Here is a 16,993-nt window from a genome sequence, read left to right on the forward strand (position 1 = left end):
CGCCAGCAGGAACACGAGAATTATTTCATTCTTTGAATGGTGAAGGTAAAGAATACAAAGCCGGTTCAATTCTGCTTTTGGTTGACCCTGATAAGCAGGACAGTGAACAGATCGCCCACATGCAGGCGGCAAAAGAGCGCATTGATGCAGCATTAACGCCACTTACTCACCAGGAGGCCAACTTCCTGCATCGCAATAAAGATACCATTGATCTCTTCACCTCCCACACCAGCATGTACGGGGGCATGGCTGCTGAAGCTGCTGGAAAATATTTTGAAAGAGTGGAAGGTATTTTATCCAAAATCCAACAAACCTATAAAAATAAGTATATCAGCAGCGGTTCGTTAATCAGCCAACAATTCTTTATTGAACGACGCCAACTGTTCAATGAGCTGGACAGCGTCTTGAACGACTTCACGCGTTACAAAATTGGCCTTAAAGATTACCCCGATATCAAGCGGGCCTTGGGTCTTTCTTCAAGCTCAATCACTCACCGCTGGAACCAGACAGGTGTTGGGGATATTGAAGGTTATGCAACATACATGGAGAATGCAGCCAAGTATGTAAAGCTCATGAAAAAAGCTGGCTACGTAGGTATCGCCCTTGATGGTGTTAACCGTCTGGATATGATTTATGAAGCCTGCACGGTAGGAAGCGACTGTGAGAAAACAACTTACACAGAGATAGGTAGCTTCAGTTTAGGTGTAAGTGGTGGGGTATTTGCAGGAAGGCTTGCCGCTGGTACTACATCTACGGCAGTTTGTACATTTGCACTTGGGCTACTAACTATTGAGGCTGGTGGAGCAGGAATGCTTGCATGCGGCGTAATTTTTACAGGAGCTGCGGGATATGCTGGTGGAGAATTAGGTGGAAAATTTGGAGAAAAATTAGGGGAAAAAGTTTACGAGGTTACTAAATGAAAATAACAGTGCCTGATCTGCTGATATTTGCGATTTCAGGTGTGATGATTATCTCATTCATAGGGCTAGTCACTCTATCTTCCTTAAACAAAAAACGTTTTCTGGAAGTTTGCCAACTGTACAAATTGCGATTTGGTTCACTACCATTAGCTGCGGAACTATTGAAAGAGGCAGGTATCATTGGTTTCACCTCCGGTTATTCCACAAAAATAGATTTCATTATCAATCCTTTGATTTATGGAAAGAAATCCATCCATAGCAAGTATGATGATGTGGAGTTTATGCGAAACTTACCTGTTAATTTAAGACGCTGGTTTATCGCTGAGTTTCTATGTTCACTGTTTGGATTTGTTGCACTGATAGTTGGAGGGATATGCCTGCTTCTTGAATAAAATAGAGATAACTTCTTCTATCATCAGCTCAAAATCGGGCTTCTACGCCCGATTTTCTTGACTTCAAAGAAAACTGCTGAAAGTTTTCTACTCTACCGTTGGTTCTAGTTAGCTTCAACAGCACCCAGCCGTAACCAATCAGCAAGAAAATTATCAACATCCTCTTTGCTGGCTTTCCTGACCCAGGCGATCTCCATCTTAAACGCCTCTTCACTCATCGTTCAAATACCCGACACGGCCTTCACAGGCGTCGGGGGGGCGTTGTATCAGATTCGCACACCGTCCCGCGTTAGCGGAACGGTGTAGGGTCGCCAGCACCTTCGCGCACCAGCTCGGGCGAGGATTCGGTCAGATCAACGACCGTTGTGGGTTGTTGACCCAGGAAACCACCGTGGATGATCAGATCCACCTGCTTGCCCAGATGATCCTTGATCTCTTCCGGATCGGACTCAGCAAAATCATTGCCCGGCAACATCAACGTGGTCGACATCAGCGGCTCATTCAGGACTTCCAGCAGTGCCAGGGCGATCGGGTTTGACGGCACGCGCAGACCAATCGTCTTACGTTTTTCGCTCATCAGGCGACGCGGAACTTCTTTTGTCGCTTTGAGAATAAACGTGTAGTTACCCGGTGTATTGTTTTTCATCAGCCGGAATGCGGCGTTATCCACATACGCATAGGTGGAAAGTTCAGACAAATCACGACAGACCAAGGTGAAATTGTGGTTACTGTCCAACTGCCTGATACGGCAGATCCGCTCCATGGCCGCTTTCTCTTCCAGCATGCAGCCAAGTGCATAACCGGAATCGGTGGGATAGACAATCACTCCGCCTTTACGCAGCACATCCACAGACTGGTTAATCAGTCGCGGTTGCGGATTGTCGGGGTGTATATAAAAAAACTGGCTCATCACATACCTCTGTCTTCTTTTGTTCTGTCATCTACTGCTGATTAACACAGAGGCCATCAGCAAGGACACCACCTCATGGGTGCTTCCTTGGTCACGACCTCTGTAACATTCAGGTCATTGCGAACGTGCTGGCAATATCCAGTCACGCCATACGGGTTCAACGCCGCCGGGAAGCCACAGCTTTCTGCCGAGTTCAATCCATGAGCACGGTTGATGGAAATCCGAGCCCTGCGAACCCAGCAGTTGGTAATCTGCAGCGTATTTTGCCAACTGGCTGCGCTCATTCGGTGCCTGCTGGCACTGGGCGACTTCCATCGCGTCCCCACCTTGCGCTTTAAACCAGATCATCAATCTTTTTAGCCATTTGGCGGAAAGATCGTAACGGCCCGGATGCGCCAGCACCGCCTGTCCGCCAGATTGATGAATAACATCAATAGCCTGTTCTATTGTACACCACTGCGCGGGAACGTAACCGGTTTTGCCTTTTGCCAGAAAGTTTTTAAATACCTGGGCCATATTGTCGGCTACGCCGGCCTGTACCAGAAAACGTGCAAAATGCCCTCGGGTCAACGCGCCACCATCGGCCAACCGGCGAGCACCTTCCAGTGCACCTGCGATATGCGCCTTTTCCAAGCGACGGGCGATCTCTTCCGCCCGCTGATGACGGAACTCCGTTTGTTGCGCCAGCAAGGACGTTAATGCCGGATGGCTTTTATCTACCCGCAACCCGACAATGTGAATCTCGTGATGTTCCCACAGCGTTGAGATCTCCACGCCATCAATCAATATCAGGGGTAATTGCTGTAATTCAATGGCACGGGCAGCCGCAGCAAGCCCATCCGTCGTGTCATGATCGGTAATCGCCAGCACACCAACGCGCATCTCTACCGCACGCAGAACCAACTGTTCGGGAGTGAGGTAACCATCAGAAGCGGTAGTGTGGCTGTGCAGATCGAAGAGCGTAAATGCGGACGGCTGGGGAGTCTGTTCAGTCAAAATCGAATTCCGGAAAAAGCATTAATCCTTATCATAACCGTTAAGCACAGCAGACGTTAAATAATCTGTCTATGCCCATCCGACTTCGCCCACCTGCAACGTGAGTAACTCAGGTTAAAACGCTATTTTTTTCTGAATAAACAAAAGGAGTTGACATATCTCCTTCGAACTAGTTAACTAGTACACAAGTTCACGACAACAGAGTGCCTGATGATGAAATACAACCTGACTTCTCTTTTAAGCTGGTGGCGTAACTTCCCTTCGCGGGCGGTGTAATCGCGCATACCTGTCATCAGACATTGCAGATACCCGAAGCCCGCACGCAACGCGGGCTTTTTTGTGGATAAAATTTAGTGGAACTTCCAATGCAAACATCACGACCAAATCTCGAACTACTGACAGCGGAAGCCTGTTATCGCGATGATCCTACAGCGATTTTTAGTCAGCTTTGTGGCGCACGCCCTGCCACGCTGTTATTGGAATCTGCCGATGTCACCAGCAAGCAGAATTTGCAAAGCCTGCTGGTTATCGACAGCGCATTACGTATCACTGCGTTGGGCCGTCAGGTCTCTGTTCAGGCACTTACCAGTAATGGCGCCTCCCTGCTGCCATTACTCGACGACGCATTGCCCGCAGAAGTGACCATCGACGTGCGTCCAAACGGACGTGAGCTCACCTTCCCGGTTATCAACGCCATGCAGGATGAAGATGCCCGCCTGCGTTCATTGTCCGTTTTTGATTCCTTGCGCCAGCTTCTGACGCTGGTCAATACCCCGGAGAATGAGCGCGAAGCCATGCTGCTTGGTGGCCTGTTTGCCTATGATCTCGTAGCTGGATTTGAAGAGTTACCTGAATTACGCCAAGATCAACGTTGCCCGGACTTCTGCTTCTATCTTGCAGAAACCTTGTTGGTTATCGATCACCAGCATCGTTCGGCAAAACTGCAAGCGAGTATCTTTACGCCGTCGGCCACTGAAAAATCTCGTTTGCAGCAGCGCCTTGAGCAACTGCAACATCAGTTGATGCTGGCTCCGCGTCCGATCCCGCATCAGACCGTGACCGACATGGCACTGAGTTGTAACCAGAGCGATGAAGAGTACGGCGCGGTCGTCAGCCAGTTGCAGCAGGCAATCCGTGCAGGGGAAATTTTCCAGGTCGTCCCTTCACGTCGCTTCTCCCTGCCTTGCCCATCAGCGTTGGCGGCCTACCACACGTTGAAAGATAACAATCCCAGCCCTTACATGTTCTTCATGCAGGATAATGAATTCACGCTTTTTGGTGCCTCGCCGGAAAGTGCCCTGAAATACGATGCCAGTAACCGCCAGATCGAAATCTATCCGATAGCCGGTACCCGCCCTCGTGGCCGCTATCCTGATGGTTCGCTGGATCGCGATCTCGACAGCCGCATCGAGCTGGAAATGCGTACCGATCATAAAGAGCTGGCTGAACATCTGATGCTGGTCGATTTGGCGCGCAATGATCTGGCGCGAATCTGCGAGCCTGGCAGCCGCTATGTCGCTGACCTGACCAAAGTCGATCGCTACTCCTTTGTGATGCATCTGGTGTCACGCGTCGTCGGCAGCCTGCGCGCCGATCTCGATGTGCTGCATGCGTATCAGGCCTGCATGAATATGGGTACGCTCAGCGGCGCGCCAAAAGTTCGCGCCATGCAGTTGATTGCCGCCTCTGAAAAAAGCCGTCGTGGCAGCTACGGTGGCGCGGTGGGATATTTCACTGCCCGTGGCGATCTGGATACCTGCATTGTGATCCGTTCGGCGTATGTGGAGGACGGTATCGCCACCGTTCAGGCTGGCGCGGGCGTCGTCCTTGATTCAATCCCACAGGCTGAAGCCGACGAAACCCGTAATAAAGCGCGCGCCGTGTTACGTGCCATTGCCACTGCCCACAACGCCACGGAGGTGTTCTGATGGCCGATATCCTATTGCTCGACAACGTTGATTCCTTTACCTACAACCTGGTCGATCAACTGCGCGCCAACGGCCAGCGGGTAGTGATTTATCGCAACCTGATCCCGGCAGACACCATCATTGACAAATTACAGCAGATGGAACAGCCGGTGCTGGTGCTCTCCCCAGGTCCTGGCACGCCAGCCCAGGCCGGATGTATGCCCGAGTTGTTGCAACGCCTGCGTGGACAATTACCCATTATCGGCATCTGTCTGGGGCATCAGGCCATTGTGGAAGCTTACGGGGGCCACGTCGGTCAGGCCGGTGAAATTCTGCATGGCAAAGCCTCCGCCATTACCCATGACGGCCAGGGCATGTTCAGCGGGATGATGAATCCGCTGCCCGTTGCGCGTTACCACTCACTGGTCGGCAGCAATATTCCCGCGGATCTGACCGTCAATGCCCGTTTCGGCGAGATGGTGATGGCAGTCCGTCATGATGACGATCGCGTTTGCGGTTTTCAGTTCCATCCCGAATCCATTTTAACCACTCAGGGTGCCCGTCTGCTTGAACAGACACTGGCCTGGGCGTTGGCGTAATTTAAGGAGCTGACCATGCAAGCGATTCTTGAAAAACTCTACCGTGCTGAGCCAATGAGCCAGCAGGAAAGCCAGCAACTGTTCACCTCCATTGTGCGCGGCGAACTGGAGCCATCACAACTGGCGGCCGCGCTGATCAGTATGAAAGTACGCGGTGAGAGCCCGGCTGAAATTGCCGGAGCCGCTGAGGCACTGTTGGCCGATGCCCAACCCTTCCCGCGCCCCGATTATGCGTTTGCCGACATTGTGGGTACCGGTGGCGATGGCTCCAACAGCATCAATATTTCCACCGCCAGCGCGTTTGTGGCAGCCAGTTGCGGGGCGAAAATCGCCAAGCACGGCAATCGCAGCGTATCCAGCCGGTCGGGGTCATCCGATTTGTTGGCCGCTTTCGGTATTCGTCTGGATATGGCTGCCGAAGACTCACGCAAAGCACTGGACGAACTCGGCGTCTGTTTCTTGTTCGCACCGCAATATCACACCGGATTTCGCCATGCGATGCCGGTTCGTCAGCAACTGAAGACCCGCACGGTTTTCAACGTACTCGGCCCGCTGATTAATCCGGCTCGTCCACCGCTGGCGTTGATTGGCGTGTACAGTGCGGAACTGGTTTTGCCGATTGCCAAAACACTCCGCGCGCTGGGTTACCAACGTGCCGCTGTCGTTCACGGGGGTGGCATGGATGAGGTCGCCATTCACGCACCTACCCAGGTAGCCGAACTGAATAATGGCGACATTGAAAGCTATCAGCTCACGCCGCAAGACTTCGGTCTGGACAGTTTTCCCGTGGAGTCATTGTTGGGCGGCGCACCGGAAGAAAACCGTGACATTCTGGCACGCTTGTTACAAGGTAAAGGCGAAAAAGCGCACGCGACGGCAGTGGCTGCCAACGTGGCACTTTTGCTCAAGCTTTTCGGCCAGGAAAACTTACGACACAACGCGCAGCAGGCGTTGGAAATGATTCATAGCGGTCAGGCTTACCAGCGCGTAGGCGCATTGGCAGCAAGAGGATAAGTGATGCAGCAGGAAACCGTGCTCCACAAAATTGTTCGCGATAAAGCAGTGTGGATCGCCGCAAGAAAAGAACAACAACCATTGGCCAGCTTTCAGAATGAGATTACCCAGAGTGAGCGCAGCTTTTATCACGCGCTCAAGGGCGCCAGAACCGCGTTTATCCTGGAATGCAAAAAAGCGTCGCCGTCCAAGGGATTGATTCGTGAAGATTTCGATCCGTCGGCTATTGCTTCGGTCTATAAAGAGTATGCCTCGGCCATTTCAGTGCTGACGGATGAAAAGTATTTTCAGGGAAGTTTCGATTTTCTACCGTTGGTCAGCGCTGCCGTCACCCAGCCGGTTTTATGCAAAGATTTTATTATCGACCCCTATCAAATCCATCTGGCGCGTCATTATCAGGCCGACGCCATTTTGCTGATGCTCTCCGTGCTCGATGACGATCAATACCGTCAACTGGCCGCCGTCGCTCACAGCCTGAATATGGGCGTTCTGACTGAAGTGATCAGCGAAGATGAGCTGGCACGGGCGGTCAATCTGGGTGCCAAAGTCGTGGGCATCAATAACCGTGACCTGCGCGATCTCTCTATTGACCTCGATCGCACCCGACGTTTGGCTCCACAGTTGCCACATGGCGTGACGGTGATCAGCGAGTCTGGTATCAATCGTTATGCACAAATCCGCGAGTTGAGCCATTTCGCCAATGGATTCCTGATTGGCAGTGCGCTGATGTCGGAAGAGGATTTGCAGGCAGCGGTTCGCCGGGTGATCCTGGGTGAAAACAAAATCTGCGGTCTGACCCGGCCTGAAGATGCCAAAGCGGCACATACCGCTGGCGCACTGTTTGGCGGCTTGATTTTTGCCCCCCGGTCGCCGCGCTGCGTTGATCTGCAGCAGGTTCGCAGGGTTCAGCAGGCCGCACCGTTGAAATATGTTGGTGTATTCAGCGACCAGGCGATCAACGAGGTCAGCCATGTCGCCACTGAATTGGCGTTGACCGCCATTCAGTTACACGGGGCAGAAGATCAGAATTACATCAATCAGTTGCGTCAGGCGTTGCCTGCACATTGCCAAATCTGGAAAGCGCTGAGCGTCAAAAACAGTCTCCCTCCCCGCGATCTTCAGCATGTCGATCGCTACGTGTTGGATAACGGCACCGGGGGCAGCGGGCAGCAGTTCGATTGGTCCGTCCTTGCCGGTCAATCGCTGGAAAACGTGCTGCTGGCGGGCGGTCTGAGTGCAGATAACTGCGTGGACGCCGCGCAACTCGGTTGCGCCGGGCTGGACTTCAATTCAGGCGTAGAAAGCGCGCCGGGCATCAAAGATGCCAACAAGATCACGGCAGTGTTTCAGACACTGCGCGCTTACTGATATCCCGCGGAGAAGTCAGTATCTCATGGATAGGTAAGCAGGCCAGATAATCAGAATCAACCGACAGGATAAGAGACCCATGACACTACTTAACCCCTACTTTGGCGAATTTGGCGGCATGTACGTACCGCAAATTCTGATGCCCGCCTTGAAGCAGTTGGAAGAAGCCTTTGTCAGCGCGCAGAGCGATCCAGAATTCCAGGCTGAATTCCTGGATTTACTGAAGAATTATGCTGGCCGCCCCACGGCGTTGACGCTGTGTAAAAATCTGACCGCGGGCACCAAAACCAAGCTGTACCTGAAACGCGAAGACCTGCTGCACGGTGGCGCGCATAAAACCAACCAGGTGTTGGGTCAGGCCCTGCTCGCCAAGCGCATGGGCAAAAAAGAGATCATCGCGGAAACCGGCGCAGGTCAGCACGGCGTCGCCTCCGCACTGGCCAGCGCCCTGCTTGGTCTGAAATGCCGCATCTATATGGGTGCCAAAGACATTGAACGCCAGTCACCGAACGTTTTCCGCATGCGCCTGATGGGAGCCGAAGTGATCCCTGTCCATAGCGGTTCTTCTACGCTGAAAGACGCATGCAACGAGGCGCTGCGCGACTGGTCTGGCAGTTATGAAACGGCGCATTACATGTTGGGTACCGCAGCGGGCCCGCACCCTTACCCAACCATCGTACGCGAATACCAGCGCATGATCGGTGAAGAAACCAAAGCGCAGATGCTGGAGCGTGAAGGTTGTCTGCCGGATGCGGTGATCGCCTGCGTCGGCGGTGGCTCCAATGCCATCGGTATGTTTGCCGATTTTATTGACGAACCCTCCGTCGGTCTGATTGGCGTCGAACCCGCCGGTCTCGGTATCGAATCGGGTCAGCACGGCGCGCCCTTGAAGCATGGCCGCGTGGGCATCTATTTCGGGATGAAATCACCGATGATGCAAACATCCGAAGGTCAGATTGAAGAGTCCTACTCGCTTTCTGCCGGGCTTGATTTTCCCTCTGTCGGGCCACAGCACGCTTATCTCAACAGTATTGGCCGCGCCGAGTATGTGTCGGTTACCGATGATGAAGCTCTGGATGCGTTTAAAGCATTGTCGCGCCACGAAGGGATTATCCCGGCACTGGAATCTTCCCACGCGCTGGCCCATGCGCTGAGGATGATCAAGGCCGATCCGCAGAAAGAACAAATTCTGGTCGTCAACCTGTCCGGTCGCGGCGACAAGGACATCTTTACCGTTCATGACATCCTGAAAGCACGGGGAGAAATTTAATGGAACGTTATCAACAACTGTTCACGCGTCTGAAGAGCAACAAACAAGGTGCGTTCGTTCCCTTTGTCACATTGGGCGATCCGGGTCCTGAACTTTCCCTGGCCATAATCGACACGCTGGTTGAGGCCGGTGCCGATGCACTGGAACTGGGCATTCCTTTCTCCGATCCGCTTGCTGATGGGCCCACGATCCAGAACGCCAATTTGCGTGCCTTCGCGTCAGGCGTGACACCCACTCACTGTTTCGAGATGTTGGCCGCCATTCGCCAAAAACATCCGGATATTCCCATTGGCCTGCTGATGTATGCCAATCTGGTGTTTCATAACGACATTGATACTTTCTATCAACGCTGCGCCGAAGTCGGGGTAGACTCGGTATTGGTGGCTGATGTGCCTGTTGAAGAGTCAGCGCCATTCCGTAAAGCGGCATTGCGCCACGGGATTGCACCGATATTTATCTGCCCACCCAATGCTGATGACGCTTTGCTGCGTGAGATCTCTTCGCACGGGCGTGGCTATACTTATCTGCTTTCAAGGGCCGGTGTAACCGGTGCAGAGACCCGTGCTCAACTGCCCTTGGGGCATTTGGTTGATAAGTTGCGTGAATACAATGCAGCTCCGCCTCTGCAAGGCTTTGGTATCTCAGAGCCCTCTCAGGTGAAAGAAGCGCTTGATGCCGGTGCAGCAGGGGCAATTTCAGGCTCGGCTATCGTCAAGATTATTGAAAATAACCACACTCAGCCCAAAGAGATGTTGGCGCAATTGTCCGCTTTTGTTAAGAAAATGAAGGCAGCCACGCTGTAATTACTGATTAATTACGCTTTGGTTACGTCTCCAGCCCCGATCCTTTTTCAGGATTGGGGCGAAACTTCCCCTTTAGTGCCTTTTTCATATCCAAAATTTGTATATATCCTGTTAATAAACCACACTTAAAATAGTCCGCGTGATATCGAAACTCGATAAAGCGTGCCTTGGATGGTTTCGACAATCCTTTACCCGGTTTTAATCACAGATTGCATGGAGAGTAATTATGAAGCTATTGAAAACCTTGTCCTCCGTTTGCATGGCTGTTGTCGTCGTCTTTGCGGTAGCCGCATGCGCACCTACACAAAAATCAGAGGGGACGGGTGGTTATATAGATGACACAGTTGTTACTACCAAAGTGAAAACGGCGTTGCTGAATGATAAAGCCATCAAATCAACTGAAATCAGCGTCGAAACCTTTAAAGGTCGCGTACAGCTAAGCGGCTTTGTCAGTTCAAGTGCAGATGCGAATCGTGCCGTTCAGGTAACCCGCGGCGTGGCCGGCGTGAAGTCTGTTGAAAACGTGATGCAGATTAAATAGTTTGGCGCAGTAAAGAGACAAGAATACGAAAGGGGCGCCGTTTAATTGTGCGCCCCTTTGCAATTTATAGTGACAATCGTCAGTGCTACTCAGCTTATCAGAAGCGATAACCTGCACTGAACATGAATACCCACGGATCCAGACGTGTACTAATGCTCTGATGCTCGCCACCGGCCACATCAAAATCAACGTCTGTCTCGATATTCATCCACCACACCGACATGTTGATCAACCAGTTTTCATTGACCAGATAATCCAGGCCAGCCTGTCCTGCAATGCCCCACGAATCTTTCATGCTGAGATTGCTCAGGCCTGCATTCGATCCTGTATCGTTGAATTTTTCATCAAAGAAGGTGGTGTAGTTGACACCGATACCAAGATAAGGACGTAACGCATCGCGCTTATCCCCAAAATAGTATTGCGCCATCAACGTTGGCGGCAAATGTCTCACTTCGGCAATGGTGCCAAGCGCGTTCAGGCCGACCTTATGCTGGAACGGGGTAGCCGCCAGCAATTCAACGCCAATGTTATCAGTGATGAGATAACTTAAGGTCAACCCTAACTGGGTATTGTTGCTTACGTCAAAAGAGCCCAGACCTAACACATTGTCCGAACCTTCAGTAGGACGAGCTGTTGCAGTACCTGCACGGAAAATGAAATCTCCGGCTTCATGTGCGCTTACTGCGCCCGGCAACAGAGCTGCCAAAAAAAGAAACAAAGGTGCCTTTTTCATTGTCCATATCCTTTATGGGGTTTATGTCTCCGACGCAATATACTTACAATTGGGTAGACTTGATCGGTGTTCGATCACATCTTTACAATGAAAGTTACAAAAATCTACTCTTCTCAATTCCCCCTAACCTATTAAAAAGATAAGAGTTGATCTACATCAAAAATGACGTTTTTTTTGTTTATGGATCTCTGGCGTGATAATTGAGTTGCTATACTTGTTAGCGCTGCGTAATTTGCTATTTCCCACTAGGGTTTGGTTCGAAACCGTGAAGGGGTCGGTGGATAATCAAGATGAGCGAAAATCTGAATCCGTGCGTGAGCTGTGGCGCATGCTGCGCCTATTTCCGCGTCTCTTTTTATTGGGCTGAATCTGAAGATGGCGGCGGGATGGTTCCTTCCTCCCTGACAGAACCAGTCACTCCCTTCCTGAGTTGTATGCAAGGAACAAACTGTAAAACCCCGCGCTGTATTGCGCTTGAGGGTGAAATTGGTCAATCAGTGTCTTGCTCGATCTATCTTAACCGTCCCTCTCCCTGTCGCGAGTTTGATATGTCGGGTGAGCACGGAATCCATAGCGAAACCTGCGATCGCGCACGGGCGCACTATGGTCTTCCCGCTCTCCCGGTAAACTTTGCGATCGATAAATCTGTCTCGGATATCATGACAGTGGGGTGCAACAGGGCCCCGGAACAGGGTACAATCGCGACCTGATTGTTATTTTGTTTTATCGCCAAGGAGCCTTCATGCCTATCACGGCCAGTTCGTTGTACCGTGACAGTTTCAATTTTATGCGTAATCAGCTTGTCAGTATCATTCTGCTGGCGCTGATTACTGCATTTATTACCGTCATTTTGAATCAGGTGTTTATCCCGGACAGCGAACAGCTACAACTGCTGGCGACGACTGAAAACGACTTTACTGCATCCGCCGGCATGGGGATTCAGGAGATCGTTCAGCAGATGTCGCCAGAACAGCAGATGGTGCTGCTCAAAGTCTCCGCCGCCGCGACGTTTTCAGCGTTGGTGGGAAATGTTTTGTTGGTTGGTGGGATGCTGACACTTATTCAACTGGTATCGGAAGGTAAACGTACCAGCGCACTGCGTGCCATCGGCGCGGCTGCACCGGTATTACCGCGCATTCTGTTATTGATGTTTATCTGTACCCTGCTCGTTCAATTGGGTTTGACGCTGTTTGTTGTGCCCGGTGTGATTCTGGCAATCTCTTTCTCGCTGGCGCCGATCATTATCACTACCGATAAAGTCGGCGTATTTGGGGCGATGAGAAGCAGTTGTAAACTGGCGTTTGCCAATGCCCGATTGATCGTTCCGGCCATGATGATGTGGTTGCTGGCGAAACTCGTTCTTCTGTTGCTGGTCAGTCGCCTGACCGTTCTGAGCCCGACCGTTGCTACCGTCCTTCTTGGTGCGTTGAGCAATCTGGTTTCAGCGCTGCTGTTGATTTACCTGTTCCGCTTATACATGCTGCTGCGCAATACGGCTGCATAACGAAACGCCAAACGACTATTTTATCCGTGTTGCTGGCCTGATATGCCAGTCGGTTCTGCCGACTGGCATTTTTTTCCCTGAACACGAACAGTCTGGCGGAACTACCCTTCGCTCTCGGGGATCTGCGGTTTGTCTGCTGCCTGCTCTTTACTCTGTATCAACTTCAATGCCAGATACAAATCCGGAACGAGGACAATGTCGCTGTCGCGCCCGCTCACTCGATTGATGCGGAACCAACGCGTCAGTTCCGTGCGACGCCCCGCCAGCACCAGTGTGATATTTCTCTGCTTGAGATCGCGCTTCAACTCATCAATCGACGCAAGAACGCTGATATCGGCATGGGTAAAACTGGCCACGGCATCAATCACCACCCAACGCGGGTGGAACGGCGTACCGTCAACAAGATTGAGAATGCGACGCTTGAAGTAGGCGACGTTGAAGTAAGTCAGTGGTGAATTAAAACGATACATCATGACGCCGGGAACGGGTTTGATACCGTTGCCGTTGCCCATCGAATGGATCATTCCCTCATGATTAACGCCCAGCAGTTGTTCCGTAGGGCGAAATACCGTCCGCAGGAACTGTAACAATCCCAGCAACACCGCCAGCCCGATACCGCTGATAACCCCAACCAGCAGCACGGATAAAAAGGTAAAGACGGCCAGACTGAATGCTTGTCTGTTACGGCGGCGTAATTGCCAAATGCCACGAAAATCGATGAGCGTCCAGGAGGCATACATCAACACCACGCCCAAGGCGCAGACGGGAATATACTTCAACGGTGACGTCAAAAAGAACAGCACACAGGCAATCGCAAGCGCAGCAATAATTGATACCAGTTGGCTTTTCCCCCCATTGGCGTCATTCACTGCGGTGCGCGAATCCGCCCCGCTGATGGCAAAGCCCTGTGATAGCCCTGATACGATATTAATGATGCCCAACGCGCGGAATTCTTCATCCGCATTCACTTCATAGCCATTTTTACTGGCAAAACTTCGCGCCGTCAGCATCATGCTGACAAAACTCACCACGGCCAGGTTGAGTGCCGGAATCACCAGATCGCGCAGCAGGCCCGGTTGAAAATCAGGCCATTGCACCATCGGCAGTATCCCGCTGAATCCTTCGACCGTCATTACACCGTGAGAAGAGAGATCTCCCGCCCAAACCACGAGCATGGCAACAATGATCGCCAGTAGCGGCGCGGGCCAGCCCGGTCGCAATTTTTTCACACCAAAAAGTACTACGGCAGTCACAAGCGCAACACCCAACGTGGGCAGATGGCTGTGCAGCAGCGCCGGAGGAATGGCATAGATCCGCTCGATCAATTGCGATGGCGGAAGGCTGAAACCAGACACCTTTGAAATCTGATCAACAAAAATAGTAATTGCGACACCATTAAGCAGGCCGCTGAGTATCGGGCGGGAGAGCAAGTCAGCCAACGCACCCAACCTGAAACGGCTGGCGAGCAGGCACCAGCCTCCCATCATGAGCGTCATCATTATGGTCAATTGCCAGTGCAAATCGCTCTGTCCGGCAGCCAGAGGCGTGACGACAGCGGCGATGACCGCGCAGGTGGCCGCATCGGGGCCAACGATCAGTTGGCGTGAGGAACCGAAGATCGCATAAGCAATCATGGGCAAAATACAGGAATAGAGTCCCACCACGGCACCGACGCCCGCCAATTCGGCATAGGCAATCGCTACCGGTAGCGCCACTGCCGCGACAGAAAGTCCCGCGCGAATATCATCCTTCAACCAATCGCGCTGATATTGGCGTAAATTAGTCAACCCTGGGGTCCAGCGCGCAAAAGATCTGAACTGCATAGTTAATTCCGTAATATTGATGGGGCCAATAATGGCGGCATATAATGCGTTTTCAGGCGGCAGGTTGCAACTGACCTACGGCGCAGGTTGCTGCCAAAAGTAATGTTATGCAAATAATCGTGACTCTTAGCCCGCTTACGCTATGAAAAGCGGATAATGCGCATTGGTCTACGGTACACAGCCCCCATCGAATCCGGTATAGTCGGGCGATGAACAAATGATGGATTGAAGCATGAAGCAGTTTCTCGATTTTCTTCCCCTGATTGTATTTTTTGTCTTTTATAAACTGTATGACATTTATTATGCGTCTGGTGCCCTGATTGCGGCCACTGCGCTGGCGCTGATTTTTACCTGGCTGAAATACCGTAAAATAGAAAAAATGACGCTGATTACTTTCGTCATGGTGGCTGTGTTCGGTACGTTGACGCTGGTGTTCCATAACGATCTGTTTATCAAATGGAAAGTCACGGTGATCTATGCGCTGTTCGCCATTGCCCTGCTGGTCAGTCAGGTGATCCTGAAAAAACCGCTGATCCAACGGATGCTGGGTAAAGAACTGACGCTACCGGATGCCGTATGGGGCAAACTCAATATAGCCTGGTCGCTGTTTTTCCTGCTGTGCGGGCTGGCAAATATCTATGTCGCCTTCTGGCTACCGCAAAGCGTTTGGGTTAACTTTAAAGTATTCGGCCTGACCGCACTGACCCTGGTATTTACCCTGATCAGCGGGGTTTATATCTATAAGCACATGCCTGAAGAACAAAAAAAATCAGACTGAATTTATGAGCATGCCCGAATCTGGGCATGCATTTTGTCGACTCCTGTGTGAAGCATAGTGTAATGAACGAAAAACAGAGTTTTCCCAACGGTGAATTGGTATTGAGAACGTTGGCGATGCCCGCCGATACCAATGCAAACGGCGATATTTTCGGTGGTTGGCTGATGTCGCAAATGGACATGGGCGGCGCGATTCAAGCCAAGGAAATTGCTGAAGGACGTGTGGTCACCGTTCGAGTGGATGGCATGACATTCCTGAAACCCGTGGCCGTGGGCGATGTGGTGTGTTGTTATGCCCGTTGCATGCGCACGGGGCGCAGCTCCATTACGATCAACGTGGAAGTCTGGGTCAAGAAGGTCTCTTCGGCACCGATTGGCCAGCGTTACCGCGCAACCGAAGCGGTGTTTACCTACGTCGCGGTAGATGATGAAGGAATGCCCCGTCAGTTACCCGAAGGTAAAGACAATTTCCGCGTCGGTTTCGAATAACGTTGCTGGAAGTCGTGTTAGCAGGTTTTTCAGTCTAACCATCAAAGATAAAAAACCGGATCGCTGTCATGCAACGATCCGGTTTTTTATTGGCTGTTGAATAGGTTATTCCATCCGTGTACTGCCATCGATGCGAAAGACAATAGTCACCACCAGATCTTTGGCTTCTTTCGCTTCATAGCGCCATTTACGCATCGCCTGTTTCACTTCGCGCTCAAACATATTAGGCGGTTCGGCAGAAAGCACCCGGAAGTTACTGACGCGCCCATCGCTGTCGACATCAAATTGCACTTTCACCCGACCTTCCAGATTCAACGCAAATGCACGTGACGGGTATTGCGGTTCGGTCCGCTGCAAAGGCCGTGGCCCTTTATTGACCGTTGTACCTGGTGCTGGCGCGGCCGGAGCCGGGTTTACCGGTGCCGGGAGATCGGCTGTTTTCGGCGTCGTATTCAGCACTGGCGCTGGTGACGGTGTAACCTCGCGCTTAACCGGTTTCACCTCTTTCCTGGGCTTCGGTTTCTCAACCTTTTTCTCAACCGGTTTCGGTTTCGGCTTAGGTAAAGGCACCGCTTCCGGTGGCGGTTCCGGCTCCGGTTCGGGTTCTATTTGTGGTTCCGGTTCTGGCTCTGGTTGCGGCTGAGCCTGGGGTTGTTCTGGCTCTACAGGTTTTGGCTGCTCAAAATCGGCTGGGTTTACCATCATCACACTGATAGGCGTATCCAACTGTTGTGGCATCGACATTTCCTGGTTCATTGAAGCGTAAAGCAACCCTGCAACCAACGCGCTGTGCAAACCGGCTGAAAAAATCACCGGTAATGAAATCCTGCGAGCGAATGAAATCTGTTTTAGCGGCATAATGATTCTGTTTCCTCTGGAGCCGCAAGTTTAAATGCAAATAGCAATCATATTCAATAAGGATTCACCAAGTATTGCCCGGATTGCGT

16 protein-coding genes, 1 pseudogene and 1 other annotated feature are annotated in these 16,993 nt (G+C 51.7%); of the genes and pseudogenes, 12 read left to right on the top strand and 5 right to left on the bottom strand.

Going from position 1 to position 16,993, the window contains the following annotated elements:
• Both DRI82_RS11395 and DRI82_RS11400 read left to right on the top strand, forming a co-directional pair.
• Window positions 1-920 (top strand): PAAR domain-containing protein (locus DRI82_RS11395; RefSeq protein ID WP_114193712.1); only part of this gene is annotated, 920 nt, incomplete at its 5' end.
• On the top strand, window positions 917-1,312 hold the full coding sequence (locus DRI82_RS11400) for a hypothetical protein (RefSeq protein WP_114193714.1): 396 nt from the start codon (window positions 917-919) through the stop codon (window positions 1,310-1,312). The genes DRI82_RS11395 and DRI82_RS11400, both read left to right, overlap by 4 nt.
• A gap of 289 nt (window positions 1,313-1,601) precedes the next feature.
• Here DRI82_RS11400 and DRI82_RS11405 read toward each other — a convergent pair whose 3' ends face one another.
• Window positions 1,602-2,222: an L-threonylcarbamoyladenylate synthase gene (locus tag DRI82_RS11405; RefSeq protein ID WP_114193716.1), complete on the bottom strand. Its 621-nt coding sequence runs from the start codon at window positions 2,220-2,222 to the stop codon at window positions 1,602-1,604.
• A gap of 114 nt (window positions 2,223-2,336) precedes the next feature.
• Window positions 2,337-3,218, bottom strand: coding sequence for an RNase RNM (gene rnm / locus DRI82_RS11410; RefSeq protein ID WP_114193718.1), 882 nt, complete (start codon window positions 3,216-3,218; stop codon window positions 2,337-2,339).
• A gap of 237 nt (window positions 3,219-3,455) precedes the next feature.
• Window positions 3,456-3,559: a sequence feature (Trp leader region), on the top strand.
• Window positions 3,560-3,583: 24 nt separating this feature from the next.
• Between rnm and DRI82_RS11415 the strand changes: the two genes are divergently transcribed.
• The 6 genes and pseudogenes from DRI82_RS11415 to DRI82_RS11445 all read left to right on the top strand — a co-directional run bounded on the left by DRI82_RS11415 (window position 3,584) and on the right by DRI82_RS11445 (window position 10,720).
• Window positions 3,584-5,146 (top strand): anthranilate synthase component 1, encoded by a 1,563-nt coding sequence (locus DRI82_RS11415; protein ID WP_114193720.1) that lies wholly within the window; start codon window positions 3,584-3,586, stop codon window positions 5,144-5,146.
• Window positions 5,146-6,738: pseudogene (trpD, locus tag DRI82_RS24845) on the top strand (bifunctional anthranilate synthase glutamate amidotransferase component TrpG/anthranilate phosphoribosyltransferase TrpD). Before DRI82_RS11415 ends, trpD begins: the two are co-directional and overlap by 1 nt.
• Before the next feature lie 3 nt (window positions 6,739-6,741).
• Window positions 6,742-8,106, top strand: coding sequence for a bifunctional indole-3-glycerol-phosphate synthase TrpC/phosphoribosylanthranilate isomerase TrpF (gene trpCF, locus DRI82_RS11430; RefSeq protein WP_114193726.1), 1,365 nt, complete (start codon window positions 6,742-6,744; stop codon window positions 8,104-8,106).
• A gap of 79 nt (window positions 8,107-8,185) precedes the next feature.
• Entirely contained in the window at window positions 8,186-9,376 is a 1,191-nt protein-coding gene (gene trpB / locus DRI82_RS11435; protein WP_114193728.1) for a tryptophan synthase subunit beta, read from the top strand.
• Complete coding sequence (trpA, locus tag DRI82_RS11440) at window positions 9,376-10,179, top strand: tryptophan synthase subunit alpha (protein WP_114193730.1); 804 nt, start codon at window positions 9,376-9,378, stop codon at window positions 10,177-10,179. Before trpB ends, trpA begins: the two co-directional genes overlap by 1 nt.
• 226 nt (window positions 10,180-10,405) lie before the next feature.
• On the top strand, window positions 10,406-10,720 hold the full coding sequence (locus DRI82_RS11445; protein WP_114193732.1) for a BON domain-containing protein: 315 nt from the start codon (window positions 10,406-10,408) through the stop codon (window positions 10,718-10,720).
• A gap of 97 nt (window positions 10,721-10,817) precedes the next feature.
• Here DRI82_RS11445 and ompW read toward each other — a convergent pair whose 3' ends face one another.
• Window positions 10,818-11,453, bottom strand: a complete 636-nt coding sequence (ompW, locus tag DRI82_RS11450; protein ID WP_114193734.1) for an outer membrane protein OmpW — start codon at window positions 11,451-11,453, stop codon at window positions 10,818-10,820.
• Window positions 11,454-11,743: 290 nt separating this feature from the next.
• Between ompW and DRI82_RS11455 the strand changes: the two genes are divergently transcribed.
• The gene (locus tag DRI82_RS11455; protein WP_114193735.1) at window positions 11,744-12,163 is read left to right on the top strand and encodes a YkgJ family cysteine cluster protein; all 420 of its coding nucleotides are present in this window, start codon (window positions 11,744-11,746) and stop codon (window positions 12,161-12,163) included.
• Window positions 12,164-12,195: 32 nt separating this feature from the next.
• Window positions 12,196-12,957 carry a YciC family protein gene (locus tag DRI82_RS11460; protein WP_114193737.1) on the top strand — a complete coding sequence of 254 codons (762 nt, stop codon included), beginning with the start codon at window positions 12,196-12,198 and terminating at the stop codon, window positions 12,955-12,957.
• A 101-nt stretch (window positions 12,958-13,058) separates the two neighbouring features.
• Here the strand turns inward: DRI82_RS11460 and DRI82_RS11465 are convergent, their stop codons facing one another.
• Complete coding sequence (locus DRI82_RS11465; protein WP_114193739.1) at window positions 13,059-14,780, bottom strand: SulP family inorganic anion transporter; 1,722 nt, start codon at window positions 14,778-14,780, stop codon at window positions 13,059-13,061.
• A gap of 232 nt (window positions 14,781-15,012) precedes the next feature.
• Here DRI82_RS11465 and DRI82_RS11470 point away from each other — a divergent pair, with 232 nt between their 5' ends.
• Complete coding sequence (locus tag DRI82_RS11470; protein WP_114193741.1) at window positions 15,013-15,558, top strand: septation protein A; 546 nt, start codon at window positions 15,013-15,015, stop codon at window positions 15,556-15,558.
• Between the two features lie 62 nt (window positions 15,559-15,620).
• Window positions 15,621-16,046: an acyl-CoA thioester hydrolase YciA gene (gene yciA / locus DRI82_RS11475; protein ID WP_114193743.1), complete on the top strand. Its 426-nt coding sequence runs from the start codon at window positions 15,621-15,623 to the stop codon at window positions 16,044-16,046.
• A 105-nt stretch (window positions 16,047-16,151) separates the two neighbouring features.
• On the opposite strand, the gene DRI82_RS11480 is transcribed toward yciA, so the two are convergent.
• Window positions 16,152-16,904 carry an energy transducer TonB gene (locus tag DRI82_RS11480; RefSeq protein ID WP_114193745.1) on the bottom strand — a complete coding sequence of 251 codons (753 nt, stop codon included), beginning with the start codon at window positions 16,902-16,904 and terminating at the stop codon, window positions 16,152-16,154.
• Window positions 16,905-16,993: the final 89 nt, after the last annotated feature.

The organism is Edaphovirga cremea, assembly GCF_003332275.1.
Taxonomy (GTDB): domain Bacteria; phylum Pseudomonadota; class Gammaproteobacteria; order Enterobacterales; family Enterobacteriaceae; genus Edaphovirga; species Edaphovirga cremea.